The sequence below is a fragment of the Rickettsia sp. 109562A South Dakota genome, assembly GCF_055791265.1.
The window spans coordinates 702,084-729,008 of sequence record NZ_CM147703.1 but is presented as its reverse complement, the minus strand read 5'-3'; the positions used below and the strand labels follow the sequence as shown (position 1 = coordinate 729,008).

Sequence of the window (26,925 nt, the reverse complement as noted above, 5' to 3'; positions counted from 1 at the left end):
TTTATATCTTTTGATCAATTCTAATTGATACTATTGCTGACATGCCGGGAACTAGATTGGCACTTGGGGATTCAAAATCTATTAAAACAGGTACACGTTGTACTATCTTAGTAAAATTACCGGTAGCATTATCGGGGAGGGGATTAAACTAAATTTAGAACCGGTAGCAGGAGCAATATTACGAATCTTCCCGTAAATTACTTTTTTAGGCAAAGCATCAAACTCAATTTTTACTTTCTTCATGCCGGACTTAAATTTCTTAATTTGCGTTTCCTTAAAATTAGCTTGAATATACATAGTGTTATCTTGCACTATAGAAAACAACGCTCTTCCAGGTAATATATAATTTCCGATTTCTAAACTACTATTACCGAATATACCCGATACCATAGCAATAAGTTTAGTATTTTGTAAGCTCCTTAAGGTAACTTTTTTATTTTCCGTTAATTCTTTGAATTTTTCTTTTTCTGCGGATTTCTCAAGATCTAAAAGAGCAACATTTTGTTTAGATATATCTAAATCTAATTGTGCTTGTTTATAATCTGTTTTAGCTTTTTGATAATTATTTCTAGAGTCATCTAATGTTTTAGAGCTAGCAAATTTTGCCTTATTTAATTCCTGCACCCTAGAAAAATCCGTTGAAGCAATATAAAAGCTTATTTTAGTAATCTTTAATTTTTCAGCCGCTTGTTCTAAGCTAATCCGCCCTATTGAGGTTTTGTGCTCTATAATTTCTATATTTTGTATACAAGCTTCTATAGATGCTTCAAGTGCCGCAAGCTTTGCTTTATAATCTCTATCGTCAATTTCACCTATCAGATCGCCTTTATTAACTTTAGTGTTATTGGTGATAAATAACTTTATTAAAACACCGCTAACTTCAGCACTAACGTTTGAAATATCTGCATCTATGTACGCATTATCCGTGGATTGTGTATTTGCCCAAACATAAATTCTATATCCAAAATAAATATTACTAAGGCTACAATAATTACATATTTAGTAAATGGATGATGTTTATATTTGTCGATAGCTTGTTGTAATACACGCGGCATAATTAACTTTACCAATACCCTCTATGTTTAAAAAAATAACAAATTGGTATAGAAAGAATATATATAACTGCAATTAACGGCAGTGAATACCATGGATATATGATAAGATTTATAATAACAATAGCAACTAAAATCATTGCAAGCGATAAATACTCAGGTTTAATACTTAAATTTTTTGTTGAGATTGTAGGAAGCCTACTAGCAAGTAGAAAAGCTATAATAGCCAAATATATATTAATTGTTATAGTGTGAGTACGGGTATTGATATTTAATAACGTACCGATTTCAAAATCTATCATTACAGGCGTTAAAGCAAGTAAAGCACCGCATGGAGCAGGTACACCGGTAAAAAAATATTCAGTTTTTTTATCTTGTTTCGGTTGATAAATGCCAACGTTAAAGCGAGCTAAACGCAACGCCATACACACTATAAATAATAGCATTACTGCTGATGAAAATACCTTATACTCATATTGTTGAAAAGACCATAAATATATTAAATAAGCAGGAGCTATACCGAAATTAGCAAAATCGCATAATGAATCAAGCTCTGCACCAAATGGGCTAGCTGCGTTTAGCATCCTTGCTATTCTACCGTCGATACCGTCAATAATTGCCGCTACTATAATGCAATATACCGCAAGTTCCCATCTACTATCCAAAGCAAATTTTATAGAACTCATACCGGTTACAAGACCAAGCAACGTAATAAAGTTGGGAATTAATTTTATTATAGGTACAGGCTTAGTTATTATAGATTTACGAATTTTTAACAATTTTATACTCAAAATGTATTTTAGTAAATACACGGCTTTTATGTCATTCCTGCCTACGCGGGAATAACATCCTGGACGCTCGTATAGCAGTGGATCAAGCCACGGTATTATGACACGTAAAAATATCTACTTCCTCTCAAACTTGAATTCTGCTGTTTTTTTACGTCCAAAATCAGCAATGATAGTTTCACCGCCTATAGCGGTCTGCCCTTTACTCACTAATAAAGCTGTTTTCAACGGTAGATAAACATCTACTCTACTACCAAAACGAATTATACCGTATCGCTCGCCCGTTTTAACTTCATTACCCTCTTCTAAATCACAAACTATACGCCTTGCTATAAGTCCGGCTATTTGAACAAAAACAATTTTCTGCCCTTGATCAGTTTCCATTAATACTGATTGACGCTCATTATAAATACTAGCTTTATCAAGTGAAGCATTAAAAAACTTTCCTGGATTATAATGAAGTGCTAAAATTTTTCCGTTTGCCGGAATTCTATTAACATGGACATTAAAAATATTTAGAAAAATACTAACTCTAATCATTGCCACATCACCGAGCCCTAATTCCGGCGGCGGCAATGCTTCCTTAATTTCTTGAATTACTCCATCTGCAGGACTTATTACCAAATCATCATTTATAGGAACATATCGATCGGGATTACGAAAGAAGTAAATACACCACGCAGTAGCAATAAACCCAATACAGCCAAGTTTTTCATTAAATGATGCTAATAAAAAACTTACTAATGCAAAACTAGCAATAAATATATATCCTTCGCGGTGAATAATTTTAAATAAATCATTATATTGTTTCATTTTAATCTCTATGAATCTCCTTATTATTTTAACTATGCCTGCTCTGCTGTATCTTCTTGCCTCTCATTCTCGTCTTCATCTTCTTCTTGAGGGGTAGTTTGGGCTTCTTGAGCAGCACCAAGAGCATATACGCATAAATCCGGAAGTGGAACACCGTTTTTTTTGGCAAGATCATTTAGCTGTGATATTGCTTGCATAACCTCATCAGGAATAGTACCGCCTCTTTCGTCAGATAACCATTTTGCTTGAAATTGTAGCGGATGATGCCCTTCTTGCGGCGTACCTATATAAAACTTAAACTTGGCTCTTTGTCCACCAAAATCACAGTCAAATGCAAACTCTTTATAATGTGCCATAACTTTATGAATAATAATTATATCTAATATTATTATATTCTAACAATAAAAATGTAAATCTAAAATAATTTCTTGTCTAATATTTTTTAAGTTTCTTAGCAATATAGCGATTTGAATATATAAATTTATCGCTAGAATCTATAATTATACCGCCTGCTTCCTTAATAAGAAGCTCAAATGCATAATATAATGTAAAATTTAATAATGATAAACATATTAAATCCGCTTTACCTGAAGCTACAAGCGTAGCCGCATAGCAAGGAGAGCCAAAAGATCTAATATTATCTACCTCCCCCAAATTATTATGATTTAAATCTTCAATAATTGCTAAACAGTTCTTTAAATCGGCATTATCGGAAACTCTAAGTCTTAATCCTTGATAATTAGAGTTTAAATTATTTTTTTCTATCCAAGCTCCTTTACCTTTTTCAGCATAATAAATTTCATTAAGAGCGGGAAAATATATTACTGTAGAAGTAGGAGTTAAAACTCCTTGATTCCTTTTGAAATAAGTTACGGATATCGCAAAAAAAGGTATGCTTCTAGCGAAATTATTTGAGCTATCTATAGGGTTAATTAAAAAAACACTCTCATAATTATTATTTAAATCGAATTTATCCTCCGGAAAAAATAAATATTGTGTATGTTTTTGTAATTCTTCACATAATAAAGTTTTCAATTTTAAATAAGATCGCTTGCAAAATTCTTCATTTCTTACAGAATTTTTTTGTAGCATTTCGAGTTCTAAAAAATCTCTATGCAAAAACTTAACTGCTTTACGCATGGCATTAATTAATAAATTAGTTATAGGCTGCATTTAATTAATATTAAAGTAAATGAACAGTATACGAAGATCAACTTCAACAAGAGCAAGGAGTTCAAAGTCCTCGGAACGCAGCGTATACTTAATATAGTTCGTACCGTAGCTCTTGTAGAACGACGACGCCAATTTTTGAAGTTCTATCTTAGTATACTTATTTGGCTCTTTCGACATATGTCATATCATCAGTTTTGACAACAATTTTTTCCCCTATTTCTAAATATTGCGGTACTTTAACTTTAATGCCGTTTGTTAAAATTGCCGGTTTATAAGAAGCGGTAGCAGTTGCTCCCTTTATTACCGGATCAGTTTCACTAATCTCAAGTATAACGGTTGGAGGAAGCTCAATATTTAAAGGCTTTTCATTATAAAATTCGACTTTAACAATCATATTTTCGGTTAAGAAAGGTAATTTTTCTTCTAAAATTTCCTTGGGAACATTTATTGGATCAAAATGTTTGGTATCCATCAATACTAAATCATCACCTTCAAAATATAAAAATTGATAATCTTTTTGTTCAAGTTCGGCTTTTTCTAAATAATCGGAAGAACTGAATCTTTCGTTACGCTTTGTCCCTGTTTTTAAATTTTTCATCTCAACTTGTACATAAGCTCCACCTTTCCCGGGTTGCGTATGTTCCGGCGTTTTGCTTACAACCCATAAATCATTATTATAAACTAATATGTTACCTGTTCTAATTGAATTTGCTGAAATTTTCATATATTATACATTTAAGACTTAAAATAAAGTATAAATATACAAATTATTTCCTTTAAAAACAAGAATTTAATCTTATGACCACAATATTAGTAGTAGACGATATAGAAACCAATATTAAGTTACTAACAGCCAAACTTTTAAAAGAGTATTATACTGTTCTTACTGCAAATAGCGGCAAAGAAGCATTGGCAATTCTTAAAAAGGAAAAAATTGATATTATACTACTTGATGTTATGATGCCGGAAATGGATGGATTTGAGGTATGTAAAACGATAAAAACCGATCCGGAAACTACTCATATACCGGTTGTAATGGTAACTGCACTTTCTGATATTGATGATCGAGTTAAAGGTCTTGAAGCAGGAGCTGATGAGTTTTTAACAAAGCCGATTAACGATACTGCTTTATTTGTAAGGCTTAAATCGTTATCCAGAATGAAAAGCTTAATTGATGAATTAAAACTTCGTAATAGCACTAATGCATTATTAGGCGTAACAAATATTGAAATGCATGACACTTTTGCAGATAAAAAAATATTACTCATTAATGATGATGTAGTACAAGCAAAAAATATAAAACAAATGTTACTTAAGATTACCGCAAACGTAAAGGTGATAAGTAATTCCGATGAATTAGATATTATAAATGAATATACACCCGATTTAGTAATTATCAGTAGTACGCTCGAAAATGAAGATCCTTTAAGAATCAGTGTTATTTTAAGAGGTAAAGCAGAAATAAGCGGAGTGGTAATAATTTTACAAATTGATGAAGACGGTATGCCTTTGGTTGTGAAAGGTATTGAACTCGGTATTAATGATTATTTCGTTTATCCTATAGAGGAAAGTGAATTGCTTGCTAGAATTAGAACACAATTAAGGCGTAAGCAATATCAAGATAATTTACGTAATGATCTTGAACAAAGTGTTAATTTAGCAGCTAAAGACGGCTTAACCGGCTTATTTAATCGTCGCTATTTCGATATACACCTCAAACAAATGATTGAGAAAACTAATAAAGAAAGTATTAAATTATATTTACTTATGTGCGATATCGACAATTTTAAACATGTAAACGATACTTACGGTCACCAAGCAGGCGATAAGGTTTTAACAATTGTATCCCGTATTTTGAAGAATACTCTCAGAGTAACAGATTTAATAGCAAGATTTGGCGGTGAAGAATTTACTATACTCTTAACGGATATAGATATTTCTAAAGCAATTGAAACTGCGGAGAGAGTTAGAGTTAAAATAGAATATATGGATTTTCACATTGAAGATCAAATGGAACCTTTAAAAAAAACTATTTCAATCGGAGTTACGGAATATAAAAAAGAAGAATCAATAGAATCTTTCATTGCACGTGCTGACAAAGCTATGTATGAAGCTAAAACAACGGGTAAAAATAAAGTAGTAAAATTATAATTGATTTTTTAAAGTAAAAAAATAATGAGCAATTCTTCCAAAAAACATCTTGATTTACCATATAGACCAGGAGTCGGCATGATGATATTAAATGCCGATAACCATATATTCGTCGGTAAAAGAATAGATACAAAAATATCTGCATGGCAAATGCCGCAAGGTGGGATCGTTCCCGGCGAAACTCCAAGTATTGCAGCAATGCGTGAGATGCTCGAAGAAATAGGAAGCGATAAAGGATATATTATTGCCGAAAGCAAATGCTGGTATAGTTATGATGTACCAAGCTTTTTAATACCTAAATTGTGGAACGGTAATTTTCGTGGACAAAAACAACGCTGGTTTCTAATTAGATTTACCGGAAATAACGAAGATATTAATATAAATACCTCTAATCCGGAATTTGACCAATGGCGTTGGGCATCACTTGACGAGCTATTATCTATTATAATTCCTTTCAAACGGAAACTTTATCAAGCCGTCGTAAAAGAATTTGAATCATTAATTCAGTAAAAGTCTTATATACTTAATTATTTAGAGCCTCTTGATCCTCTATTTGACCTAGACATACATTATGTTGATCACTATTATCATGGTGATCAGAATTTATATGTACCTTAATTTTATTAGCTATATATCCTATGCCTAATATACTTAATGTTACTGCTGTAATATAGATAAAAAGAGTACTTGTAGCACTATTGACCTCTCTATCACTTTCAATTAATTCATTTATAGCACTAAATAATGAGGTATCTGTATCATTGCCTAAAGTAAATACAGCACACTCATTTGTACCTCTAGACACTAAACTAATATCTTTATCGCAACTAGATTCAACCATATAATATGTACTATCATTCTTTATTAAGCTATAATTATTATCACCGATTATATGTGCAGTAAATGCATTTGCTAGGTTAGATATAGTTATATTATCAATAAAATCTTTTACTTCTCTTATATGAAATAAATTTATAATAAAATTACTTAGGCAGTGATTTGTTGTGGTTTCAGTTTCCCAATTAACCGTATCAATTTGAGCTTCCGGCATTCAAAACCATGAATTTATATCTTCAAACGCAAATTTTAGCTCTTGAACCAATCCACATAAAATATATTTTTTATCAGCAATATGTACAAAGGTATGATCAGGATGCTCATCTAAACAGTATGTAGAAGTATTAGAAAAAGGTTTTAAATGCACGGAATATACCTTATTGCTATCAAGGCTTTGTGCATAGCTATTTTCACTAGAATCAGCGGGTATTAAATTTGGTAATAAAATAAGCCTACAAAAATAACCGATTAAATTAACTATATTTGGTAAAAACTTAATATGATAATTTGGCATAATGTTACTTTATGTTTATAATAAGTATATCTTATTATTAAATATTATTAAGATTATTGTTATAATTCAATGACTTAATAAGAAACCATCATTGAGCTGCTCATCCTTGTGTGATTTTTGCTATTATTCTTTTCACTGAAGTAATTAATTATTACAGCCCGAAAATAATTAGGTTTTACTTTCTATTTTTGCAGCCAATATAAAATCGTTTTCCGTAAGACCATTAATTTTATGAGTCCATATTTCAACATTGCATGCTCCCCAAGATATAGTTAAATCGGGATGATGTGCTTCCTGTTCTGCAATTGCGGCTATCTTATTTGCAAATTCCATAGCCTTTACAAAATTAGGAAATGTATATTTCTTATAAAGATGCCCTAATTCATTTACTTGCCATTCATTTTGTAATTCAGTTAATAATTTATCAATTTCTTTTTTCTCAAGCGGCGGAACTCCACCCTCACACGGAATACATTTTTTTTCACTTAATACTATCATAGTTTTTTATTCTATATCAAAGTTAAAATATTGATCTTTATAAGGTTCATCTTCAAGTGTATAATGCCACCACTCAAATTGACATGCTTTAAAATTATGTTTTTGCATCTTAAAACGTAAATAATTACGTTTTGCTAAATATTGCTTATCAATTAATTTACTATCATGATGTGAAGCTTCATCAAATAGGGCAAAAGAAGTATACATGTCTACTGTATTGTCATCTAAATAGGATATAACATGCTCGTCTTTCAACTTTCTCTTAATGACTTTAGGATTATTATTAACTTCCTGCCGAAGTTTTATTATTGATAAATCTACAGTACTACCCCCTACTATGACTGGATCTTTCAGCTATATAACCTAATGTAAAACATTTAGACTTATCTATATATGGGTAAAAGTTTTTCTTATTTTTTTGATCAATATTATCTTTGCTCCATCTTAAAAAGTGTTGTACAGCTCTTTGTGGTCTATATGCATCATATATAATAAGTGAATAACCATCTTTTTTTATCTCATCTTGTACTACTTTAAGAGCTTTAGCAGCTTCTATGGTTAAAATTGCTTCCGGTGCTTTATAACCCTCTACCTTTTTACCAACAAAATTTTCATCTGAATAATAACGCATACTTTGGATAATTGTAGGGTCGATATCTTTCAGATACACAAACCCTTTAGGTAAGGATCTGGCATATATTGGAGAAAAGCTCATAAATATAAGAATTAAAGTTGTTAAAATCAATTTCATAAAATGCTAGGCTCTGTGAAAGTTTCTAATTGATCTGTTATTGTGAGATATTTTTTAGTGAAAATTAAATCTTTTTAGAAATCTTCACAGAGCCTAATATAAAATATTTATACATTTATCTTATACAAAATTTTATTAAAAACTAGAACTTTCAAAAAGACGGATGAATGGTAGCGAGGGAGGGATTTGAACCCCCGACACACGGATTATGATTCCGTCGCTCTAACCAACTGAGCTACCCCGCCAGGGGAGAAATAATATATTGTTACAGATATTGCTAACTAAAGTTGTTGCAAGTATCCTATATCATTCCCGCAAAAGCGGGAGTGATATTAGAGCCATGCAACAATGGCAATAGCCAACACCTTAAATTTTATCTTAACGTTTAGAGAATTGTGTTTTCTTACGTGCTTTACGCTGTCCGTATTTCTTACGCTCTACTACTCTAGAATCACGTGTTAAAAGACCGCCTTTACGCAAAATAGCATGAAAATCCGGAGCAGATTTATCTAGAGCTTTAGAAATCCCATGTAAAACGGCTCCTTTTTGTCCTGAAATTCCTCCACCTCTAACAGTACAAATTACATCATACTGATCGATAGTGTTTGTTAAAACAAAAGGTTGTAAGATCGTTTTCACATAAGTTTCAGAAGGAAAATACTGGTCTATTGTTTTTTTATTAACAGCTATTTTTCCTTTTCCTACTTTAAGCCATACTCGTGCTATAGCATTTTTTCTTTTCCCTGTAGCATAAAACTTGCCTGAATTATCTATTTTTTCTTTAGGTGCTTTTACTGCTAACTTCTCAGAAGTTAGAACTTCTTTAGTTAATGGCTTGTCTGTTTTAATCTTTAACTTTGTCATAGGTAATTACTTTTTATTTTTTGGATTTTGGCTTGCAAAATCATAAATTGCAGGCTGCTGTCCTACATGAGGATGATCACTATTTGCATAAACATACAAATTACTCATTTGCTTAGCACCTAAAGTATTTCTTGTAATCATTCTTTTTACAGCCATTTTAATAACTCTCTCAGGGTGTTTACCGCTTAAGATTTTACCTGCCGTAGTATCTTTAATCCCCCCTGGAAATCCTGTATGTCTGTAATATATTTTTCCGTCTTTAGGATTCGCTTTTTTACCTGTTAATTTTACATGCTCTGCATTTATTATGATTATATTATCACCACAATCTAAATGAGGAGTAAAGCTAGGTTTATGCTTACCGCGTAGCATATTAGCAACTCTGCTAGCGAGTCGTCCGAGTACAATATTTTTTGCGTCTATAACCCACCATTTCTTTTCAATTTCCGATGGTTTTGCAGAATAAGTTTTCACAATAGTATCTTTTTAATTTTAATTTTTTAAATAAAGACTTAAGAAACATATTTAATAGCATTAATACCTGCCATTTGTCAAGTTAAATATAATCTATTTACTTCCGAATATTATCTTTCTCTCAGTAGAGAAATATAGATGATTATTTGTACTTAAACCATAATAACGAATATTCTTTATAATTTTGCCGATATGAGGCATCATGTTTAATCCATTATTATCAATGTCAAAACTATATAAAACACCGTTAACGGAAATAACATTTAAACTTCGCTTATTGTTATTATCAACTCCAACAAAAGGTGCTAAAAAAGTAGCAGATTTTAGTTTCTTAGGATCTTGCCCGTCACTTAAATCAGCTACAAACTTTACCTTCCCTGTTTCAGGATTAAATGCTGCTATTTGTCTTGCATTATTTGTTACAAATAGACTATTACCGATTAAAGACATTGAGTGGATATCCTCTGCATTTACCTGCCAAATCACACTGCCGGTTGCTGTACTCAGTTTAATAAGCTTACCAAGACCGGTTGCTATATATAAATTCATATTATCATGAACGGGTGTACATAAAATACTTGATTCGTCAAAATTCGGTATAGCTATGTGATCGCTAAGATTTGCAAACTCAAAATTCCATCTTACTTCACCGTTTTTTATATTTAAGGCAAGTACTTGCCCGGAATTATAAGTTACTATTACATTGTCATGTTGTACTATCGGCGTCATAAAATAACTAGCCGATAAAACTTCCGCAAGGCTTTCATGCTCCCATACGGTTTTTAAAGTTTCTGCATTTAAAGCAATTGTTTGATTACTGATAGTTTGCACTAAGACAGTATTATCATTTAGCATAACAGGCTTAATTCTAATAATATCCGGAAGTTCTTTTCTAATTATTTCATAACCTGATTTTGCATCTAGTACTACTAACAATCTTGAACCGTATGTTACGTATAGCTTTCCGTTATAATGTAAAATTCCGCCACCTATATAATTATCTTTTTTATGTCTACTTAAATTATAAGACCAAATAATCTTATTTTTCTCTATAGAAAATGCAGAAATATTTGATCTAATATCCAATGCATAAATCATATCGCCTATAAAAACCGGCTCGGTAATTGTTTTGCTTCTAGCGAAACTATACTGTTTATTCTTAAGCATATTTACATTAAATGCATATATATTTGCATTAGAATCTAAATATATCGGCTCATTAGTTTGCATTGATAATTTAAGAGTCAGTTCAACAATATTTTTTACCCTTTTCGGTCCAAGCCCGTTACATGAAATTAAAATAAACGGTAATAACAGAAGTGCTATTTTTTTTGTCATATTTTTCCTTAAGTACGAATTATTATTTATTTAAATTTACGAGCAGAGCCTTAGCCTGATCTTTTAACAAATCAGATACATTATTTGAAATTAATAAATTTTTTAGATTTTTTTCTGCTTGCGGTTTCATATTATTCTTAATATCCCACATAGCTTTCATAATAGTGGCCGTAGCCCAAAAAGGTTTTTTCTCGTCATCAAAATAGTTTAAATATTTTGTCAATTTTTCTTTATCTTGAATATCTAGATTTTGATCATCAATGACAAGGCCACACCATGAAATACGTGCATAAGAAGTAGAAATTTCGGAATATTCTTTATTTTCAATAATTTTATTAAGCAGGTCTTGCGCTTCTGAATATTTTTTTTCCGACATCTTTATAGCTACTTGTTCTAATGCAGCTATTTCTTTTATTCTAGTATTACTAGTAGTAACTAAATTCTCTAAAGTATTAAAAGCTAATTCTTCATTATCTTTTGTTGTTTCCAAACCAACGGTTTTAACAAGAATATCTCCGTTTTTTTGGTTATTTTTAATTCTTTTATCTTTATTATTATTAATAACAACCATTATAGTAATAGCTATTATAGAAATGATTATTATTATAGGTAAAAGCTTTTTGAAAAAAATTAACCTTTTTTCTTCATTTTGATCACTCAATACTTCGTCTAAAATATCAGTCATATTTTATTATTTTTATTTATTTTTACAGCCAAATTTGATCTTAGCATCTTCTGTCATTTTCTTGGATGCGGCCGTTCTATTAGTTGGAAATTCCTTATCAAGCTTAGCAAGCATATTACATGCTTCCTGAGTTTTTTTTAGTTCACCTAAGGAAAGTGCTAACTTCAATAACCCATCGGAAGATTTTGCCCCTTTCGGTGACTCTTTATAGCCTTTTAAATAGTTAACCGCTGCTCCGTTATAATCTTTTTGTTTAAAAAAGCATTCCCCGTACCAAAAATAAGCATTACTAATTAGCGAACTGTTAGGATATTTTTGGATAAAATTTTTTAATTTATCTTTTGCTTCAGTAAGCTTATTATCTTTATAAGCAGCTAGAGCCAAATCATAAGCTTGCTTATCGGGAGCTATATCCTTATTAACCGTAATGGGTTTTTTAGAAGCAGTATCAGGCATATCTTTTAGCAAAGCTACATCAAAAACGTCTTGGCTTTTTGAATTATTACCTTCTGAAATTTCAGTATTTTCTTCTTGATTCGGAATATTTGAGTTTTGCGTTAACATATCAATTTTATGCTGTAAAACCTCAACTTTACCGATTAATCTTCTGATTTCTTGTTCCTGTTCATCTAGCCTATTTTCAAAATCATTATTTGCTGCATATTTTAAAGGCTTTCCTTTAATAGTTTCGCTTTCTCCGAAAACAACCATAGAAAATAAAAAAGTAAATAATAAGATAATCAGTTTCATATATTTTTTAACAATTTATAACGTTTCTTATAATACCGAAAATTTTTTAATATTCTACATAATTTTTTGGCATTGCCTCATAACTATAGATTTCGTCATGAGCTACGCGACTAAAAGGAGTGTGGCAATCCAGAAAAATAACAAAAAATACTACGAATTAGCATTTTTTTCTTCCTTGCTTCGTCAAAACTTATAGTTTTTCCTCGCAATGACGTAGAATTTTTAAGCTATCAACTCTTATTTTGCAATGCCTATATTTCAAGACTACCGTCATATGTAAAAGTTATTGTTACGGTGGTACCTTCATTTATCTTACTTTGCAAATCAAATTTACCGTTCATAAGTTCAACCAGCTTTTTAGTAAGCGGCAACCCAAGACCGGTACCCTCATATTTGCGACTAAGCTCACTATCAATTTGACCGAACACCGACAAAGTTTTTGGAATATCTTTTTCCTCAATACCGATGCCGGTATCTATAACTTTTATATATACTAATTTTACTAACTCGTCTTTTTCAAGTGCAATAGTAACACTTCCTCCGGAATTTGTAAATTTCACGGCATTTGATAAAAGATTTAAGAATACTTGTTTTAGCCTTTTTGGATCAGCCTTTATAACAATATGCTCTTTCGGTAATTTACTAATTAAAGCCACTTCGGCTTGATCGGCACGAGGCTTAACAAGTATCAGCGAAGAACTAATTAATTTATTTAAATCAAGATCTATACTATCTACTTTTAATTTATCGGCAGAAGCTTTAGAAAGATCTAAAATATCATTAATCATACTAAGTAAATGTTTACCGGCATCATTTATATCTTTAATATAATTCTTACTTTTTTCTGCGTCCCTTTCCGACATAAGAATTTCCGAAAAACCTATTATAGCATTAAGTGGTGTACGCAACTCATGACTAATATTAGCAAAAAACTTTGTATTTGAAGAGCTGGTTTTTTCTACCTTTACTATTTGAGCTTTTAAATTTCTATTTGTTTCAAGTTGCTCCTCAATAATTTGTCTAGCATAGTTAGTATTACTAATAATTATAGTGCAGAATATTATAAAAATAATAATAAAAGTTATAAAAACCTTTTGCTCAAGAGATGTTATATTTTGCCACTGGTTGGTAATATTAGTATTAATCTCAAATACTGCATCTACGGAAAAATCTAAATTATTATCTATAACAGGGATATAGCTAGTAACAAAAGAAGCTTCTTCCACTGTTAAGTCACTCTCATTTTCTATTACTACCCTTGGTAATAATATATGACTTGTAATACCTTCAAAAGCATCTCGAAGCGGAGCTTCTGAAGTAAAAGACTTTAAAAAAAATTTATCGATTTTTGCGGTAGCCATCTCAACCACACTATCATCTTTATAGTTTTCTACACTATACATATGTAACATATTACTAGTGATGAATTTATTACCTTTAAGATCGTAGAGAGAAATATTAATATTAAGGTTGGTGAACCATTGAGCGGTAATCTTTGCAAAATCAATAAACTCTTGATCTTGTAATAATTTTAAATAACCGAATTTATGTAATTTACTGATTACGTTCTGATGAGTATTCCAAATATTATCAGTGTAAAGTTCTACAATTTTAGTATGTTCCAAAGCTACGTGTTTTACTATCATTTCTTTTATCATAAAATAACGGTAAAACATCATATTTATGACAATATTAAGAAACAATATAATAAATGATAATCTTACTATATACTTATTATGGTTCATTACGAGACCTAGTAGTTATTTTTATATCACCCTGTGGCTTGCCCCTCTACTGTACGAACGTTCAGGATGTCATTCTCGCGTAGGCGGAAATCTAGTAAAACCTATAAAAAACTTGTTTTTTTAGGTTTATTTTGTTAATTAATATATAATTTACTAGTATTAAGGTTATTTTCTAGATTCCCGCCTACGCGGGAATGACATAGGGAGCCATGCAACAAAGCCGGGAATGACAGAGAATAACATTACTCTTTCTCCTTATCTTCTTGTTTAACATCGCTTGTTTCCAGCTTCTGATTAATAATCAACCCTGTAATTACATCATAAGCACGAGCAAATTGATAATCTTTTTTGTATAATTCCGATAATTCATTCTCTTCTTGTTTATTATTTTTGGCTTTTGTTGCTTTTTTACTATCTTTGTTTTTAGATGAATTATCTTTATTTTTTTCATTATCATTCTTTAAGTAATTTTTTAAAGAACTCTCTGAAAAACGCTTATCTATTTTTTTCACCTCAGGATATTCGACTTTTGCCAGCTCAATTATAATATCAGGCTCTATTCCTTCTGCTTGAATAGAACGACCGCTTGGGGTGTAATATTTAGATATGGTGAGTTTTACGGCAGCCCTAGAATTGATTTGCGTTAAAGCCTGAACTGATCCTTTACCGAAAGACTTAGTGCCAAGTATTATTGCTCTTTTATGATCTTGCAAAGCTCCGGCAACTATTTCCGAGGCAGAGGCAGAATTACCGTTTATTAAAACTATCATAGGTACTTTGGGAGCTTTTAACGAAAACTCATTTGCTTTAGTTTCGCTATTACTTGATGCAGTTCTACCTTTTGTTGTTACAATTACACCGGAATCAATAAAATAATCACTAACGGCAATAGCTTGATCGAGTATACCTCCGGCATTATTGCGTAAATCAAGAATAATACCTTTAAGATCATCTTTACTTTCAGTTTTTAACTTCTTTACTGCCGCCTTCAGCTCAGAAATTGTTGATTCATTAAAAGTAGTTATACGTATATACGCAATATTATTTTTTTCTAAATGTGCTTTTATCGGCTTGATTTTTACTATTTCGCGAGTAAGTTCTATTTCTTGCGGTTTTGCCTCTTCTTCCTTAATTATCAACAATTTAACCTTAGTACCGGGTGTACCACGCATTTCTTTTATAGCTTTATTAGGACCAAGCGTAGAGACTAACTCGTCATTCACGCCTACTATATAATCCCCGCCTTTAAGCCCTGCTTTGAAAGCCGGTAAATCGTCAATAGGAGATATTATCTTAATTACTCCGCTATCATACATTATTTCAACACCGATTCCGCCGAATTCACCTTTTGTAAAAGTAAAAATATCTTCTAAATCCTCATCGGTATAATAGCTTGAATGAGGATCAAGCGAATTTAACATACCGTTAATTGCTTCATCTATCATTTTTTGCCTATCGGGTATCTGTACGTAATCCTTTTCTATACGTTCAAATACGTCTTGAAATTGCTTATAAGCTTCCTGATTCGATATTTTATTTTCAGGGTCTTTTTCTTCTTCTGCAAATGCACAAATAGAATTTATAATAAAAAATAGTGTTATAATTAAACGTAATAACATAATGCTCCAAATATGTGTTTAATTTTGTGTTTTTAACGTCATTGCGAGAAGGCGTCACCAGTGTGAATCAATTTTCTCAATGTCATCCCGCGACTTGATCGCGGGATCTTGTATCATAAACTGTGTCCTGAGACCCCGTGGTGGTCAAGCCACGGGGTGACATTTTTCTTCAAATATCCAAATCATTGATAATTTTGTCCATTTTAACTAAAGCTTGTTCATAAATAAATTGAAATCTTTTTTCCGGCTTTTTACCCATTAAATCATCTACTATTTTATCGACATTTTGGCAATCTTCTAAAGTCACCTTTAAAAGCGATCTTTTTTCAGGATGCATAGTAGTTTCTTTTAATTGAGCAGGCATCATTTCACCGAGACCTTTAAATCTACCTACTTCAATTTTAGCTTGACTTGTTTTTGATAATTTATCTGTTAACCTAGCTTTTTCCTCTTCATCGGCTGCATAATAAGTTTTATTAGATTGCGTTAAACGATAAAGCGGGGGTTTCGCTAAATATAAATGCCCCTCTTCTACCAATTTCGGCATTCGTAAAAAAAAGAAAGTCATTAATAACGAAGCTATATGGGCTCCGTCTACATCTGCATCAGTCATAATAATTATTTTTTCATAACGCAAATTTTCTTCTTTATAATTTTTTAAACTACCGCAAGCAAGTGCTATTTCTAAATCCTGTATTGCTTGATTATTAACGATTTTCTCAAGCGTAGAACTCGCAACATTTAGCACCTTTCCCCATAACGGTAACACTGCCTGTGTTTCCCTACTACGTGCTTGTTTTGCAGATCCTCCTGCCGAATCACCTTCCACGATAAATAATTCCGTTCCTTCGGGTGAGGTTCGTGTGCAATCGGCAAGTTTACCTGGTAAACGTAATTTTTGAGTAGCATTTTTACGAGAAATATTTTTTTCGTTTTTCTTACTTATTCTAAATTCGGCAATAGCAATTACATGTTCAAGAAGATTAGTAGCTAAAGCTTTATCGCTACTAAGAAAGTGGTCAAAATGATCTTTTATTATATTCTCAACAGGTTTGCTTACACCGTTTGATACTAATTTTTCCTTAGTTTGCCCTTGAAAAGACGGTTCAGATATAAAAATAGAAAGTACGACGCTTGCGGTTTCTAAAATATCCTCAATGGTCAGATTAGCAGCTTTTTTATTCCCTATCATTTCACCGTATGCTTTAAGCCCGCGTAAAATAGCCGACTTAAGCCCTTGCTCATGTGTTCCTCCTTGCGGAGTCGGAACGGTATTACAGTAAGATTGAATAAACGCCGAGTTATCGTTATTTTGCCAGCAGATTGCCCATTCAAGTTTTACCCCGTCCGGCGTAGACTCTATATTGCCTGAAAAAATTTCCGGAGTAATTAAATTATCTAGAGTTATTTTTGAACTTAAATAATCTTTTAAACCGTTCGGAAAATTTATTAATGCCTTTTTAGGTATATCTGACGGCACTTCTACTTCGCATTCCCATTCTATAGTAACACCGCGATATAAATAAGCTTTTGACCTTGCAAGCTCATAAATCTTTTTAGGATTAAAATGTAATTTTTCACCAAAAATTTCCGGATCGGGAGTGAAATTTATTGATGTACCTCTTAGCCTTTTAGGTGCTTCTTCACATATTAAATCAGTTAACTTTTCTCCTTTAGAGTAACTTTGGCTGTATAATTTACCTTGTTTATAAACCTTTATTTCTAAATGTTTAGATAAAGCATTAACTACCGATATTCCAACACCGTGTAAACCGCCTGCAGTATGATAAACATTATTTGAGAATTTACCGCCCGAATGAAGAGTAGTTAAAATTACCTCCAAAGCAGATTTATCAGGAAATTTAGGATGATTATCAATAGGGATACCGCGACCGTTATCAAATATAGTAATACTATGATCCTGATGCATTTTTATCGTGATAATACTTGCAAAACCCGCAACTGCTTCATCCATAGCATTATCCAGCACCTCAGATACTAAATGATGCATAGCATTTGAATCGGTGCCGCCGATATACATTCCCGGTCTTTTACGAACAGGCTCAAGCCCCTCTAATACTTCAATATCTTTTGCACTATAGTTATTATCGACTAGCTTATTTTTTTTTTCTTTGTTAAAGCTGAATAAATCATTCATATATTAGGGGAGGCAATTAATTATTTTCTTTCCTAAATTAAACTATTTAATATAGAAAAGCAATTATGCTTTGCAAGAATTGTTTGAATTGTGATGTGGATAAGAAAGAATGTCCGATGTCATCCCGCGACTTGATCGCGGGATCCAGCTTAAAATACTAAAGTTATAAGTACTTAAAGTTTTTTTGGATCCCGTGGTCAAGCCACGGCACGGGATAACAATTACGCAAACAATACCGTTAATTATAACCTTTAGCTTTGATTAACATGCACGCTATGTTAGCGTTTCCTTGAGCTAAGGCAATATCTAATGGATATTGGCATTCATCATTTAGAGTAGAAATTTTAATGCCGCGTATGACCAAAAATTTTGCTAAATAGTAATTATTGTTATAAGTAGCAGCAGTTAGTAATGTTTCACCTAGTCTGCTCTTTTCTTGCAATATCGGATAAACATCAAGTAACGCACGCAGCCCAAAAAGATTGTTTCTATCAACTGCTCTAAAAGCATTATCTACTGCACTACAATAAGATAGGTTGGCATAAATATCTTTCTGTTTATTTATATCATTATCATATTTAATAAAACTCTCTACAACTTTTCTTCTTTCGGCATTTACTATCCATTCTGCTTTCTTTTGGAATAGCCCTATATATGCATACATATCCATCTGCTCTAAAGTCGCTTGCTCCGTTAGTTTACCAAGAACTATATCATCATCAGGTAAAAGTAACATTTGCGTTTCATCTTTAACAAATTTTGTTGCCGATTCCGATGTTTCATTATTTAGGTTATTATCTTGTTCTTGAATCGTAACATTTGGAGAGCTTACCGGCGGTGATTTCTCTTGATTATTTGTAGTTTGACTATTCTTAACTTGCTGCTCTAAAGGCTTACTTTGATTGGGCTTCACTACAACAACAGGTATGAGCGGAGTATTCCAATCTTGTTTTTTCGGTATATTCGAGCTAGCCGTTAATGTCTCTTTCGAGTTATTTATCTCTGCCGAAGAATTAGTTGCAGGGACTACTTTAGGCGGAGTGCTAACAGGTGTATTTGGACTACTCGGCATTATAGGTTGTGTAGACGGTTGATCTGTAGGCATTACCGGCGGTGCAGGTACATTACTAGGTACTACCGGAGTTTCTGCAGGAGGCACTGTTGCCGGCATGGTACTTGGAGTAGTATCTTGGGTTGTACTAACCGCAGGCAGAGAAACAGCAGGCATATTAGGTATAGACGGTGTTGCCGGCGGTGCTATCGGTGTTACGCTTTCTTCCTCTTTATTAGCATCAGGAGGTGGATTAAGCGGAATAGGCTTATGCACGGGCGGCAAATTGGTCGGTTTATATATTTGCACAGGCGGTGACGGAGGTACTACATAGCTTCCGGGACGAGCCGGAGGCATAGATACCATCGGTCTTGGTACGTTAGGAGTTATAATATTGGAAGCTAGATTTGTATCATCATGTGCATTAGAAGCAATGTCATCATCACGCATTTCATTACTTGTAGCACTAGGTAACTTTGCACTACCAATATCTATAAAAGGCTCAGATGTTTCTGATTCATTAGGTTCTTGTTGCGTAACTTGTATATCCGGCGTGTTATCATAAGAAGCTAAATTTGTACTATTTTCATGCTTGGTATTTGTATGAACATCATCACTTACAGCACTAGGCAATGCTGCATTACCGACATCCATAAACGGCTCAGCATGTTCATTTTCATTAGGCTCGTGTGAAACTAGCTTTGGTTCTTCTTGATCAGCTGCTTTAGTTTGTTCATTTGTTGATTTAGGAGATATATCTTTCTTTTTTGGTTTAATAAAAAATTGCTTAAATTTATCAAAAATAGAAGTATCTGAATTAGAGCTAACCTCCTTGTCTTCGGTAGCTACTTCGGCAGCAGATAATGAGGAGGGTAATGGAGGAGGCACAGCATAACTTTGTCCTGTCACCAATAACAGCTTGATAAAAAATAATATCTTACATAATTTATTTAACATATAATTCCTTATTAAATAATTTAGTTGATAGTAGGATGTTGTTCCATTCCCGCGTACGCGGGAATGACATAAGTACCCTACCTCTTACTATTTTGCACCAATTTCTTTATTTCAATCTCTACTAACTCTTTAACAAGTAAAGGTAGATTTTTATCGAGCCACAGCTTAAGTTCCGGTTTTAACATCTCAACAACTAATTCTTCAAGTGCATTTTTAGATGGAATATTGTTATCCCGCTTTTTATCTTTAATAGTATCGGTAAAATTTTTAAAAATATCACCTATTGCCTCAGCAGATTTAGTTGATATTAACTTTTCTTCTTCATCTTGATTTACTATCTCTGTTAGCTCTAATATATCTTCATCTTCACTATCATTTTCGTGAATAGGATTTTTACATTCGTTAATTACTCCTTTGATCGATTTTAATATGTCTTCTATAGACATATCTTGGTTCTTCTTACTTTCTGTACTCACGTTAGAAACCTATAAACATTTTCTTTTTAATAGTCTTAAACTCTTCTTCAGGACTAAAATATTTTACTTTAAGTTTTAAACTTTGAGCCGTTAGCTCGCCGGTTAACAATTTCATTTGATATGCCGCAAGTACTGAAGATTTATACGCATCCACACGAGTTATTTTCGCTTCATATAATTTTTCTTCGGCAGTTAAAACATCTAATATTGTTTTAGACCCGACTATTTCTTCTTGCACAGTACCGTCATATGATATTTGAGCAGCGTCCACGCCTTGATTAGCTGCAACAATACGTGATTTTGCTGCTTCAAATCCCTCCCACACACTTACAACCCCTGCTTGGGTCTGCTTTATCGCACTATCAAGCTGCACTGCACTACTTCTTGTTTGGTTCTTAGCCGATCTAATTCTCGAATATTGAGCTCCTCCTTCAGGATAAATAGGTATATTTACCGAAAGAGTAGTAGTAACACTTTTAGTGTTTATATTTTGAACAACTGGATCTTGCGGATTATAGTGAGTTCTACCCGATTGCAACTTTACACTTACTTGCGGCAATAATTTTCCTTTTTCTGCCATTTCTGAGGCTTTAGCCGAAGTCACATTATGCCTTGCCGAATCAATATCAGGATTTAACTTAGTAGCTTTTTTTGTTAACTCATCTAATGAAGCAGGTAACATTTTAGGTAAATCAGGCATAGTTATATTAGTCGGTTCTATTCCGAATACTCTAATAAAATTTGCTTTTTTTCCTTGAAAATCGGCATAAGCAGCTAGTTTATTCGTTTCTGCCGCTGCAAGCCCTGCTCTTGCAGTTGCTATATCTATTTCCGTTGCTTCTCCAAGCCTTAATTTTTCTTCAACGGTATTAACTTGTTGTATGTTAGTGCGGACCCTACTTTCGGAAATATCATATTTCTCTTTGCTCTCAAAACAATCAAGATAAGCAGTTATTAAATTTAATAATACTTTTTGTTCGCCGGCATAATATTCGCCTCGTGACGCTCTAAATCCTGCTTGAGCAGCTTTAAGAGCTGCAACACTAGAGCCCCCATTAAATAATGATTGCTCAATTGTTAATGCACCTTGATCGCTATCTGTTTCCCTTGGGGTAAGACCAAGTCTATCTGCGTATTTTTTATTATATTTATTTTTAGTGTTATTTCTATTAATCTGCAATCCGGCACTAGGCATAAACCCTGAAAAAGCTCGTGGAAAACTCTCAATTGAGTTCAGAAATTTAATTTTCGCAGCTTTCAGCTCCTCATTATTCTTATACCCTTCAGTTAAAGCTTCCTGCAAATCAACAGAGGCAGCCGAACTAGTTAGTAATAATGTAACAATAAATGTAGTTAATTTACGCATAAATTTTTTGAATAATTGATAATATGTTAGTTAGATTAGTTTAATCTTTCAAGAATATAGCTATACCTAAAACAATATAAATCTATTGTAGCAATGTTAGCACGTAATATAACAAAAATTAATCTTAAGGGCAATGATAACTATTTTACATTTTATTTTATGGTTATAAAGCTTTAAGATTAATTAACATTTGGTAATAAACTAATAAATTTTATGTCTATAATTGATTTTTCTCGCTTCAGTGGATTAAATAAAGAACAACAAGAAGAACTACAAAGACGTTTAATAAAATTAAACGGTTTTATAAAATCTTTGAAAATAAACGTAAAAGATTTAGAAGATCATTTATTTTATATTTTACAAAATTCTTTAAATGAATTATCTCACACTGAAAATATCGATGTAGAAAAAATAGAAAAACTTTTTAATGGGACAATCCAAGAATCCCTAACTACTCTATCCGCGGCACTTGAGAAAGCATATCAAGAACAGTTAAAAACAAAAGATATCTTTTTATTTGACGGGCTTATTATAGAAAAATGTTTAAACGTTTTAGAACAAGTTTTAAAATTGCAGCAAGAATTAGATAAACTCTATCCTGGAGCTTCTAAAAAAATTATAGAATCATTAGAAAATATATTAGTCGGGGTTATATCAACTCAAATGCCGATTCTTGGGATATTTATCCAAACAAGCGGAATATTTGAAAAAATAAATAATCTTATTGACTATGAAAAGCTATTGCCAAAAGTAACAAAATTGCATAATAATATAAAAGAAATGAGGCAAGAAATTAAAGGCAATAAAAATCTTGAAAATATATATACAAAAGCCGAGAAAGTTGCCGCAATTTCAGAAATATCAAAAGAACCGCCTCGAAAAATTATTGAAATAGCAAATAAAAATCCTAATAATAAAGCTTCCCTAGAGAATGTTGTAGAGGCTGTTAAATATATACCAAAAAGTAAAGATGAAGTAGAAGAAAAAATAGCAGAACTAAAAAGTAATATTGAAAGTGCAATTCCGAAAGATATAAATATTGACAAATTAAATTCTGTAAAGAATACTATTTCCAATAATCTAAATGAAACTACAATAGAATTATTAAAAGTATTAAATCCGGAAGCTTCTTTTGCCGAAAAGATAGAATCCTTATGTAAAGCAGCAGAAAAAGCTGCAGAAATTGCAAGTGATATAAAAAAAATAATAGGAATAATACCCGGAAGTAAGGAACTCGGAAATGTTATAAGTTTAGCAATAAAAACTAACTTATTACCGCCTCCGGTCTTAGCAGTTGCAAAGCTATCTCCTGATATAGCTAACTTAGTTAATATAGGTAAAGCAGTGGTTACGATGCTTTCTAAAACACAAAACTTAACTCAACAACAAGGAAGAGCAAAATAGTGTCTAATTCTAATACTCATATTTTAATTGCCGTAGGCTGCTTAGCATTAATAGTAATATTTTTAATGTATAAGAAAATAGCAGCACGTAAAAAAAATATATTACCTGCTGAAGGAAGTAATGTTGACGATACCCCAAATGTTGCTCTTAATAGTAAAAAACCAGAGAATAAAAAGCTAACATTACAAGAAAGAATAGAATTATCTTGGAAATTTCTTTATGACATCACAGAAATTATTTTAAATAAATTCTCTAAAGAAGATGTTATTCAAGTGAATAAATGCGGTCAGGTTTTACTTGAAAACGGTGTTAGATATGAACATGTAGTCGACCTTGCAATCCCTCAAGTCAAATCTCATACCCAAGCAGTTGAACAAGAACAATCTAAAGGTAAAAAAGCTTTAGGGGTATAATATACTTCTTTGCTTTGAAGAGTAGTATTTTATACTCCTCTTCAAAGCAGGTTTAAAATATTGAGTAACCAAGATGAAAGGCAACTTATGCCTTTATTACAAATTCAATTATATTTTTTATCTTTATACTTGTTATATATATATATATATATATATATATATATATATAACTTTTTAGGAGTTTATTCCTAAATAGTCATCTTTTTTAGGCATAAACTCCGATTAAGTTAGATTATAAAAGGCAGCATTCCTAGCTAAATAGGTAAATTTTATTTAAAATATGTCAAATATATATCTTGTTACTATATCGTTTAATAAAAGTAAGCAATTCTTATTAAAGGATTACGACACGGTTTGGCATTTACTTTGGCAATTTGCAGCTTCTTTGTATAAAAATGGAAAATATATTAAATAATGTAGAATTTTTTAGCCCAACCAAAAATAGTTTGGTTTTTTACGGTGTAATTCCTAATAAAGATGCTTTATATGCTTCACATTTATGCCATCATGCATTAGAAGCAAAAAATAAATTAAAGCAACTAGGCGTAACAACCAATTATAAGATAACAGCGGACTATATTAGTGAAACACCGCTTTATATAGAAGAAAATATTGAAAATGCAAAATTTCTCTATTTATATCCTATTTCATGGTCAAAAGCTTATGACGAGTAGCTTGTATTACGTACTGATAAAGGGAAAGATCTACCTTTATATATAATAAATAACGATAAAGATCCTTATCTTGAAGAAGATATTACTTCTTGGAAAAATGATTATGCGGCGGCTTACAGCTTATGGCTTTCAAGCTATAAAAAATTAGAACCGTTAATGGAAAAACAATTATCAGAATTAGATAGTGATATTTCTATAGAAGGAAGAAAAATTAGTAAGCGAATACAAAAATGTTTGAAAAAGAAAGTTTTTTATCCTATAGCAGAACCGGTATCAGGACACTCATATGCACGTTCTAATTATTCAAATTGTCCATCTTGTGAAAAAGATTGGCAATTAAAAACAACATTTCATGGAATATTTGATTATAAATGTAATAAATGCCTTTTATTAGGTTATGAACTTCATAGTTAGTTTTATTTCCTAGAATTAGGATACCTTATATATACGCCAGTTTAAAATAAGACTCAAACAAATCCGTTAACCTGATGCTCCCAAAGTTCTTTAAATTTACCCTTTTCCTTGCGAACGAGTTCAGTAAAAGTACCGTCTTCCACGACTTTACCTTTATCCATAACAACAATCCTATCCATATGTTTAATAGTAGATAATCTATGGGCTATAGCAATTATAGTTACATTATCAATATCAAGCATTGTGTTAATAGATTTTTGTACCTCTTGTTCAGTATGGCTATCAAGGCTTGAAGTTGCTTCATCTAAAACCAAGATTGGAGCGTTTTTAAGAATAGCACGGGCAATTGCGATCCGTTGTCTTTGCCCACCGCTTAGTTTTACACCTCTCTCACCGACAATGGTGTTATATTTTTCCGGTAAGCCCTCAATAAATTCATGGATATTTGCAGCTCTTGCAGCACTTTCTATTTCCTTTTGCGTGGCATTCTCTTTGCATACCCAATATTCTCGCCGATTGAGCGATGAAAAAGCATAATATCTTGAGGAATTAATGATATCTGCTCTCTTAGACTGTCAGAGGAAGTATCGTAAAGGCTTTGGTTATCGATTATAATATCTCCGATTCCAGCTTTAAAATTTTTCAACAATAATGCAATCAAGGTAGATTTACCGCCGCCTGAATGCCCTACAATGCCCACTTTTTCACCGGCCTTAATTATGCAAATTAAGATGCTCAAATACATTGCCACCTTCTTTATAAGCAAAGGATATTTCTTTAAATATGATTTCCCCTTTAGAAATCTTTAATTCAGCTGAATTTTCTTTATCTATGTTATCTTGCGGGGTTTGCATGATTGTAAAGGCAGAACGAAAAGCGGCCACATCTTCCAAAAAGTCTTTAACTCTCATAGTAGCATGCCAAGAATTTTCAGCAAATAGCAACGTTAGAGACATAATAAAAGCTATATCCCCAATACCAATCTCACCTAGATTACGTAAGTAAATTACATATACAAATACTCCTATCAAATATACCCAATATACTAAGTTCAGTATTATAGAGATAATTAGATCATATTTATAATATTTAATCGCTAAAGGATTGTGTACGTTGAGGTAATAATCGTCTATTTTATTTAATTCTCGCTGTTTTGTTGCAAATGAAAAAATAGTAAAGATGTTGCTAATACAATCAGCTACCATACCAAATAAATTATACCAAGCATCTTGCCTAATTTGCTCCATTTTGGCAAGTTTGGTAAAAAACCGTAAGGCAAGCGGTAAATAAACGGCAATAAAGGCGATAATAAAAGTAAATATTTTAATATTATTATATGCAAGTGTAATACCGGAAAATAATGTACTAAGTAGAGTTTGGCTTAATTTATATTCAATTGCTTGATGCATTTTATAATAATAATCACCTATACCGCGTATTCTTCCTATTACTGAACCGGAAAGGTTATTTTGAAAATAAGTATAGGGCAAATTAAAACAGTGATTACATATTTTATTCATCATGTCTTGAAAGATATAAGGCATGCTTTAAGTTGAGCAAAATCGTGAGCACGCCAAGCCCCGTCAAGTATAAATTGTGCCATTAAAAAACACACTACCGGTTTATAACTTTGGACAAACGTAATTTGTTCATTTTGCGTAAATAAATCAAGTAAAAGCTTTACGGCGTAGTTATATATAATAGGATAGATGTCGCTTGCAAGCGGTGCAAGCATCATGATCAGATATAAATATTTATACGGCTTTATAACAGACCATAAAAAAGAAACGGGATGAGTTTTGATTTTCATAAGTTGAAGAAATATTGGTCAAATTTAGGAAACTTCTGTGTATGAATACCCAAACCGTCATTGCGAGCGGGCATTATTGCGTGGATCGGTAAATACTCTTTATGTCATTCCCGCGTAGGCGGGAATGACATCGAAGCATTAGGTTATCTA

30 protein-coding genes, 1 tRNA gene and 3 pseudogenes are annotated in these 26,925 nt (G+C 32.1%); 6 read left to right on the top strand and 28 right to left on the bottom strand.

Going from position 1 to position 26,925, the window contains the following annotated elements; translation table 11 throughout:
* Nucleotide 1 precedes the first annotated feature (1 nt).
* The 6 genes and pseudogenes from ACIAS7_RS04065 to efp form a co-directional block, all read right to left on the bottom strand.
* A pseudogene (locus ACIAS7_RS04065) lies at nt 2–1,055 on the bottom strand (HlyD family secretion protein).
* Between the two features lie 8 nt (nt 1,056–1,063).
* Nucleotides 1,064–1,831 carry a CDP-alcohol phosphatidyltransferase family protein gene (locus tag ACIAS7_RS04060; RefSeq protein WP_473199408.1) on the bottom strand — a complete coding sequence of 256 codons (768 nt, stop codon included), beginning with the start codon at nt 1,829–1,831 and terminating at the stop codon, nt 1,064–1,066.
* A 126-nt stretch (nt 1,832–1,957) separates the two neighbouring features.
* Nucleotides 1,958–2,653 carry a phosphatidylserine decarboxylase gene (locus tag ACIAS7_RS04055; RefSeq protein ID WP_473198301.1) on the bottom strand — a complete coding sequence of 232 codons (696 nt, stop codon included), beginning with the start codon at nt 2,651–2,653 and terminating at the stop codon, nt 1,958–1,960.
* A 32-nt stretch (nt 2,654–2,685) separates the two neighbouring features.
* Nucleotides 2,686–3,009: a DUF2610 domain-containing protein gene (locus ACIAS7_RS04050; RefSeq protein ID WP_473198300.1), complete on the bottom strand. Its 324-nt coding sequence runs from the start codon at nt 3,007–3,009 to the stop codon at nt 2,686–2,688.
* Nucleotides 3,010–3,085: 76 nt separating this feature from the next.
* A complete protein-coding gene (locus tag ACIAS7_RS04045) occupies nt 3,086–3,826 on the bottom strand; it encodes an inositol monophosphatase family protein (RefSeq protein WP_473198299.1) in 741 nt (246 codons plus the stop codon).
* Between the two features lie 157 nt (nt 3,827–3,983).
* Complete coding sequence (gene efp / locus ACIAS7_RS04040; RefSeq protein ID WP_473198298.1) at nt 3,984–4,550, bottom strand: elongation factor P; 567 nt, start codon at nt 4,548–4,550, stop codon at nt 3,984–3,986.
* A gap of 74 nt (nt 4,551–4,624) precedes the next feature.
* Between efp and ACIAS7_RS04035 the strand changes: the two genes are divergently transcribed.
* Together ACIAS7_RS04035 and ACIAS7_RS04030 are read left to right on the top strand one after the other, a co-directional pair.
* Entirely contained in the window at nt 4,625–5,977 is a 1,353-nt protein-coding gene (locus tag ACIAS7_RS04035; protein WP_473198297.1) for a PleD family two-component system response regulator, read from the top strand.
* Nucleotides 5,978–6,001: 24 nt separating this feature from the next.
* A complete protein-coding gene (locus ACIAS7_RS04030; protein ID WP_012150535.1) occupies nt 6,002–6,487 on the top strand; it encodes an RNA pyrophosphohydrolase in 486 nt (161 codons plus the stop codon).
* A gap of 13 nt (nt 6,488–6,500) precedes the next feature.
* Here the strand turns inward: ACIAS7_RS04030 and ACIAS7_RS04025 are convergent, their stop codons facing one another.
* From ACIAS7_RS04025 to ACIAS7_RS03945, 17 genes and pseudogenes are all read right to left on the bottom strand, one after another.
* Complete coding sequence (locus ACIAS7_RS04025; protein ID WP_473198296.1) at nt 6,501–7,028, bottom strand: hypothetical protein; 528 nt, start codon at nt 7,026–7,028, stop codon at nt 6,501–6,503.
* Entirely contained in the window at nt 7,029–7,328 is a 300-nt protein-coding gene (locus tag ACIAS7_RS04020; protein WP_473198295.1) for a hypothetical protein, read from the bottom strand.
* A gap of 168 nt (nt 7,329–7,496) precedes the next feature.
* Nucleotides 7,497–7,826 carry a 4a-hydroxytetrahydrobiopterin dehydratase gene (locus ACIAS7_RS04015; protein WP_473198294.1) on the bottom strand — a complete coding sequence of 110 codons (330 nt, stop codon included), beginning with the start codon at nt 7,824–7,826 and terminating at the stop codon, nt 7,497–7,499.
* A gap of 57 nt (nt 7,827–7,883) precedes the next feature.
* Nucleotides 7,884–8,033, bottom strand: a pseudogene (locus tag ACIAS7_RS04010) (M15 family metallopeptidase); the annotation flags it as partial.
* 118 nt (nt 8,034–8,151) lie between these two features.
* Nucleotides 8,152–8,577 (bottom strand): M15 family metallopeptidase, encoded by a 426-nt coding sequence (locus ACIAS7_RS04005; RefSeq protein WP_473198293.1) that lies wholly within the window; start codon nt 8,575–8,577, stop codon nt 8,152–8,154.
* A 168-nt stretch (nt 8,578–8,745) separates the two neighbouring features.
* Nucleotides 8,746–8,822, bottom strand: a tRNA-Met gene (locus ACIAS7_RS04000).
* Between the two features lie 133 nt (nt 8,823–8,955).
* Nucleotides 8,956–9,441, bottom strand: coding sequence for a 30S ribosomal protein S9 (gene rpsI / locus ACIAS7_RS03995; protein WP_473198292.1), 486 nt, complete (start codon nt 9,439–9,441; stop codon nt 8,956–8,958).
* 6 nt (nt 9,442–9,447) lie between these two features.
* The gene (gene rplM / locus ACIAS7_RS03990) at nt 9,448–9,915 is read right to left on the bottom strand and encodes a 50S ribosomal protein L13 (RefSeq protein WP_473198291.1); all 468 of its coding nucleotides are present in this window, start codon (nt 9,913–9,915) and stop codon (nt 9,448–9,450) included.
* Nucleotides 9,916–10,008: 93 nt separating this feature from the next.
* Nucleotides 10,009–11,253, bottom strand: coding sequence for an outer membrane protein assembly factor BamB (locus ACIAS7_RS03985; protein WP_473198290.1), 1,245 nt, complete (start codon nt 11,251–11,253; stop codon nt 10,009–10,011).
* Between the two features lie 22 nt (nt 11,254–11,275).
* Nucleotides 11,276–11,938, bottom strand: a complete 663-nt coding sequence (locus ACIAS7_RS03980) for a DUF2659 family protein (protein WP_473198289.1) — start codon at nt 11,936–11,938, stop codon at nt 11,276–11,278.
* Nucleotides 11,939–11,950: 12 nt separating this feature from the next.
* Nucleotides 11,951–12,688, bottom strand: coding sequence for a tol-pal system protein YbgF (gene ybgF, locus ACIAS7_RS03975; RefSeq protein WP_473198288.1), 738 nt, complete (start codon nt 12,686–12,688; stop codon nt 11,951–11,953).
* 251 nt (nt 12,689–12,939) lie between these two features.
* The gene (locus tag ACIAS7_RS03970; RefSeq protein WP_473198287.1) at nt 12,940–14,433 is read right to left on the bottom strand and encodes a sensor histidine kinase; all 1,494 of its coding nucleotides are present in this window, start codon (nt 14,431–14,433) and stop codon (nt 12,940–12,942) included.
* A 242-nt stretch (nt 14,434–14,675) separates the two neighbouring features.
* Nucleotides 14,676–16,052, bottom strand: a complete 1,377-nt coding sequence (locus ACIAS7_RS03965) for a S41 family peptidase (RefSeq protein ID WP_473198286.1) — start codon at nt 16,050–16,052, stop codon at nt 14,676–14,678.
* Nucleotides 16,053–16,221: 169 nt separating this feature from the next.
* Entirely contained in the window at nt 16,222–18,210 is a 1,989-nt protein-coding gene (gene parE, locus ACIAS7_RS03960; RefSeq protein WP_473198285.1) for a DNA topoisomerase IV subunit B, read from the bottom strand.
* 238 nt (nt 18,211–18,448) lie between these two features.
* Nucleotides 18,449–20,218 (bottom strand): ankyrin repeat domain-containing protein, encoded by a 1,770-nt coding sequence (locus tag ACIAS7_RS03955; protein WP_473198284.1) that lies wholly within the window; start codon nt 20,216–20,218, stop codon nt 18,449–18,451.
* Between the two features lie 77 nt (nt 20,219–20,295).
* On the bottom strand, nt 20,296–20,694 hold the full coding sequence (locus tag ACIAS7_RS03950; protein WP_473198283.1) for a DUF2497 domain-containing protein: 399 nt from the start codon (nt 20,692–20,694) through the stop codon (nt 20,296–20,298).
* A gap of 1 nt (nt 20,695) precedes the next feature.
* On the bottom strand, nt 20,696–22,060 hold the full coding sequence (locus ACIAS7_RS03945) for a TolC family protein (RefSeq protein WP_473198282.1): 1,365 nt from the start codon (nt 22,058–22,060) through the stop codon (nt 20,696–20,698).
* Between the two features lie 213 nt (nt 22,061–22,273).
* Between ACIAS7_RS03945 and ACIAS7_RS03940 the strand changes: the two genes are divergently transcribed.
* The 4 genes from ACIAS7_RS03940 to ACIAS7_RS03925 all read left to right on the top strand — a co-directional run bounded on the left by ACIAS7_RS03940 (nt 22,274) and on the right by ACIAS7_RS03925 (nt 24,965).
* Nucleotides 22,274–23,464: a hypothetical protein gene (locus ACIAS7_RS03940; protein WP_473198281.1), complete on the top strand. Its 1,191-nt coding sequence runs from the start codon at nt 22,274–22,276 to the stop codon at nt 23,462–23,464.
* A complete protein-coding gene (locus ACIAS7_RS03935; RefSeq protein WP_473198280.1) occupies nt 23,464–23,877 on the top strand; it encodes a DUF2660 domain-containing protein in 414 nt (137 codons plus the stop codon). Before ACIAS7_RS03940 ends, ACIAS7_RS03935 begins: the two co-directional genes overlap by 1 nt.
* A gap of 395 nt (nt 23,878–24,272) precedes the next feature.
* Nucleotides 24,273–24,551 carry a hypothetical protein gene (locus ACIAS7_RS03930; RefSeq protein ID WP_473198279.1) on the top strand — a complete coding sequence of 93 codons (279 nt, stop codon included), beginning with the start codon at nt 24,273–24,275 and terminating at the stop codon, nt 24,549–24,551.
* Between the two features lie 42 nt (nt 24,552–24,593).
* Nucleotides 24,594–24,965 carry a DUF2310 family Zn-ribbon-containing protein gene (locus ACIAS7_RS03925; RefSeq protein WP_473199407.1) on the top strand — a complete coding sequence of 124 codons (372 nt, stop codon included), beginning with the start codon at nt 24,594–24,596 and terminating at the stop codon, nt 24,963–24,965.
* A gap of 53 nt (nt 24,966–25,018) precedes the next feature.
* Here the strand turns inward: ACIAS7_RS03925 and ACIAS7_RS03920 are convergent, their stop codons facing one another.
* The 5 genes and pseudogenes from ACIAS7_RS03920 to ACIAS7_RS03900 all read right to left on the bottom strand — a co-directional run bounded on the left by ACIAS7_RS03920 (nt 25,019) and on the right by ACIAS7_RS03900 (nt 26,775).
* Nucleotides 25,019–25,279 (bottom strand): hypothetical protein, encoded by a 261-nt coding sequence (locus tag ACIAS7_RS03920; protein ID WP_473198278.1) that lies wholly within the window; start codon nt 25,277–25,279, stop codon nt 25,019–25,021.
* A 36-nt stretch (nt 25,280–25,315) separates the two neighbouring features.
* Nucleotides 25,316–25,396, bottom strand: a pseudogene (locus tag ACIAS7_RS03915) (ATP-binding cassette domain-containing protein); the annotation flags it as partial.
* A 35-nt stretch (nt 25,397–25,431) separates the two neighbouring features.
* Nucleotides 25,432–25,665 carry an ATP-binding cassette domain-containing protein gene (locus tag ACIAS7_RS03910; RefSeq protein ID WP_473198277.1) on the bottom strand — a complete coding sequence of 78 codons (234 nt, stop codon included), beginning with the start codon at nt 25,663–25,665 and terminating at the stop codon, nt 25,432–25,434.
* A 13-nt stretch (nt 25,666–25,678) separates the two neighbouring features.
* Nucleotides 25,679–26,509 carry an ABC transporter transmembrane domain-containing protein gene (locus ACIAS7_RS03905; protein ID WP_473198276.1) on the bottom strand — a complete coding sequence of 277 codons (831 nt, stop codon included), beginning with the start codon at nt 26,507–26,509 and terminating at the stop codon, nt 25,679–25,681.
* The gene (locus tag ACIAS7_RS03900) at nt 26,485–26,775 is read right to left on the bottom strand and encodes a hypothetical protein (protein WP_473198275.1); all 291 of its coding nucleotides are present in this window, start codon (nt 26,773–26,775) and stop codon (nt 26,485–26,487) included. Before ACIAS7_RS03900 ends, ACIAS7_RS03905 begins: the two co-directional genes overlap by 25 nt.
* Nucleotides 26,776–26,925 lie beyond the last annotated feature (150 nt).

Bases quoted from the DNA above. Each gene is read 5' to 3' on its own strand.
- ACIAS7_RS04055 (WP_473198301.1), bottom strand. From the start codon at position 2,653: ATGAAACAATATAATGATTTATTTAAAATTATTCACCGCGAAGGATAT.
- ACIAS7_RS04050 (WP_473198300.1), bottom strand. From the start codon at position 3,009: ATGGCACATTATAAAGAGTTTGCATTTGACTGTGATTTTGGTGGACAA.
- ACIAS7_RS04045 (WP_473198299.1), bottom strand. From the start codon at position 3,826: ATGCAGCCTATAACTAATTTATTAATTAATGCCATGCGTAAAGCAGTT.
- efp (WP_473198298.1), bottom strand. From the start codon at position 4,550: ATGAAAATTTCAGCAAATTCAATTAGAACAGGTAACATATTAGTTTAT.
- ACIAS7_RS04035 (WP_473198297.1), top strand. From the start codon at position 4,625: ATGACCACAATATTAGTAGTAGACGATATAGAAACCAATATTAAGTTA.
- ACIAS7_RS04030 (WP_012150535.1), top strand. From the start codon at position 6,002: ATGAGCAATTCTTCCAAAAAACATCTTGATTTACCATATAGACCAGGA.
- ACIAS7_RS04025 (WP_473198296.1), bottom strand. From the start codon at position 7,028: ATGCCGGAAGCTCAAATTGATACGGTTAATTGGGAAACTGAAACCACA.
- ACIAS7_RS04020 (WP_473198295.1), bottom strand. From the start codon at position 7,328: ATGCCAAATTATCATATTAAGTTTTTACCAAATATAGTTAATTTAATC.
- ACIAS7_RS04015 (WP_473198294.1), bottom strand. From the start codon at position 7,826: ATGATAGTATTAAGTGAAAAAAAATGTATTCCGTGTGAGGGTGGAGTT.
- ACIAS7_RS04005 (WP_473198293.1), bottom strand. From the start codon at position 8,577: ATGAAATTGATTTTAACAACTTTAATTCTTATATTTATGAGCTTTTCT.
- rpsI (WP_473198292.1), bottom strand. From the start codon at position 9,441: ATGACAAAGTTAAAGATTAAAACAGACAAGCCATTAACTAAAGAAGTT.
- ACIAS7_RS03985 (WP_473198290.1), bottom strand. From the start codon at position 11,253: ATGACAAAAAAAATAGCACTTCTGTTATTACCGTTTATTTTAATTTCA.
- ACIAS7_RS03980 (WP_473198289.1), bottom strand. From the start codon at position 11,938: ATGACTGATATTTTAGACGAAGTATTGAGTGATCAAAATGAAGAAAAA.
- ybgF (WP_473198288.1), bottom strand. From the start codon at position 12,688: ATGAAACTGATTATCTTATTATTTACTTTTTTATTTTCTATGGTTGTT.
- ACIAS7_RS03970 (WP_473198287.1), bottom strand. From the start codon at position 14,433: ATGAACCATAATAAGTATATAGTAAGATTATCATTTATTATATTGTTT.
- ACIAS7_RS03965 (WP_473198286.1), bottom strand. From the start codon at position 16,052: ATGTTATTACGTTTAATTATAACACTATTTTTTATTATAAATTCTATT.
- parE (WP_473198285.1), bottom strand. From the start codon at position 18,210: ATGAATGATTTATTCAGCTTTAACAAAGAAAAAAAAAATAAGCTAGTC.
- ACIAS7_RS03955 (WP_473198284.1), bottom strand. From the start codon at position 20,218: ATGTTAAATAAATTATGTAAGATATTATTTTTTATCAAGCTGTTATTG.
- ACIAS7_RS03945 (WP_473198282.1), bottom strand. From the start codon at position 22,060: ATGCGTAAATTAACTACATTTATTGTTACATTATTACTAACTAGTTCG.
- ACIAS7_RS03940 (WP_473198281.1), top strand. From the start codon at position 22,274: ATGTCTATAATTGATTTTTCTCGCTTCAGTGGATTAAATAAAGAACAA.
- ACIAS7_RS03930 (WP_473198279.1), top strand. From the start codon at position 24,273: ATGGAAAATATATTAAATAATGTAGAATTTTTTAGCCCAACCAAAAAT.
- ACIAS7_RS03905 (WP_473198276.1), bottom strand. From the start codon at position 26,509: ATGCCTTATATCTTTCAAGACATGATGAATAAAATATGTAATCACTGT.
- ACIAS7_RS03900 (WP_473198275.1), bottom strand. From the start codon at position 26,775: ATGAAAATCAAAACTCATCCCGTTTCTTTTTTATGGTCTGTTATAAAG.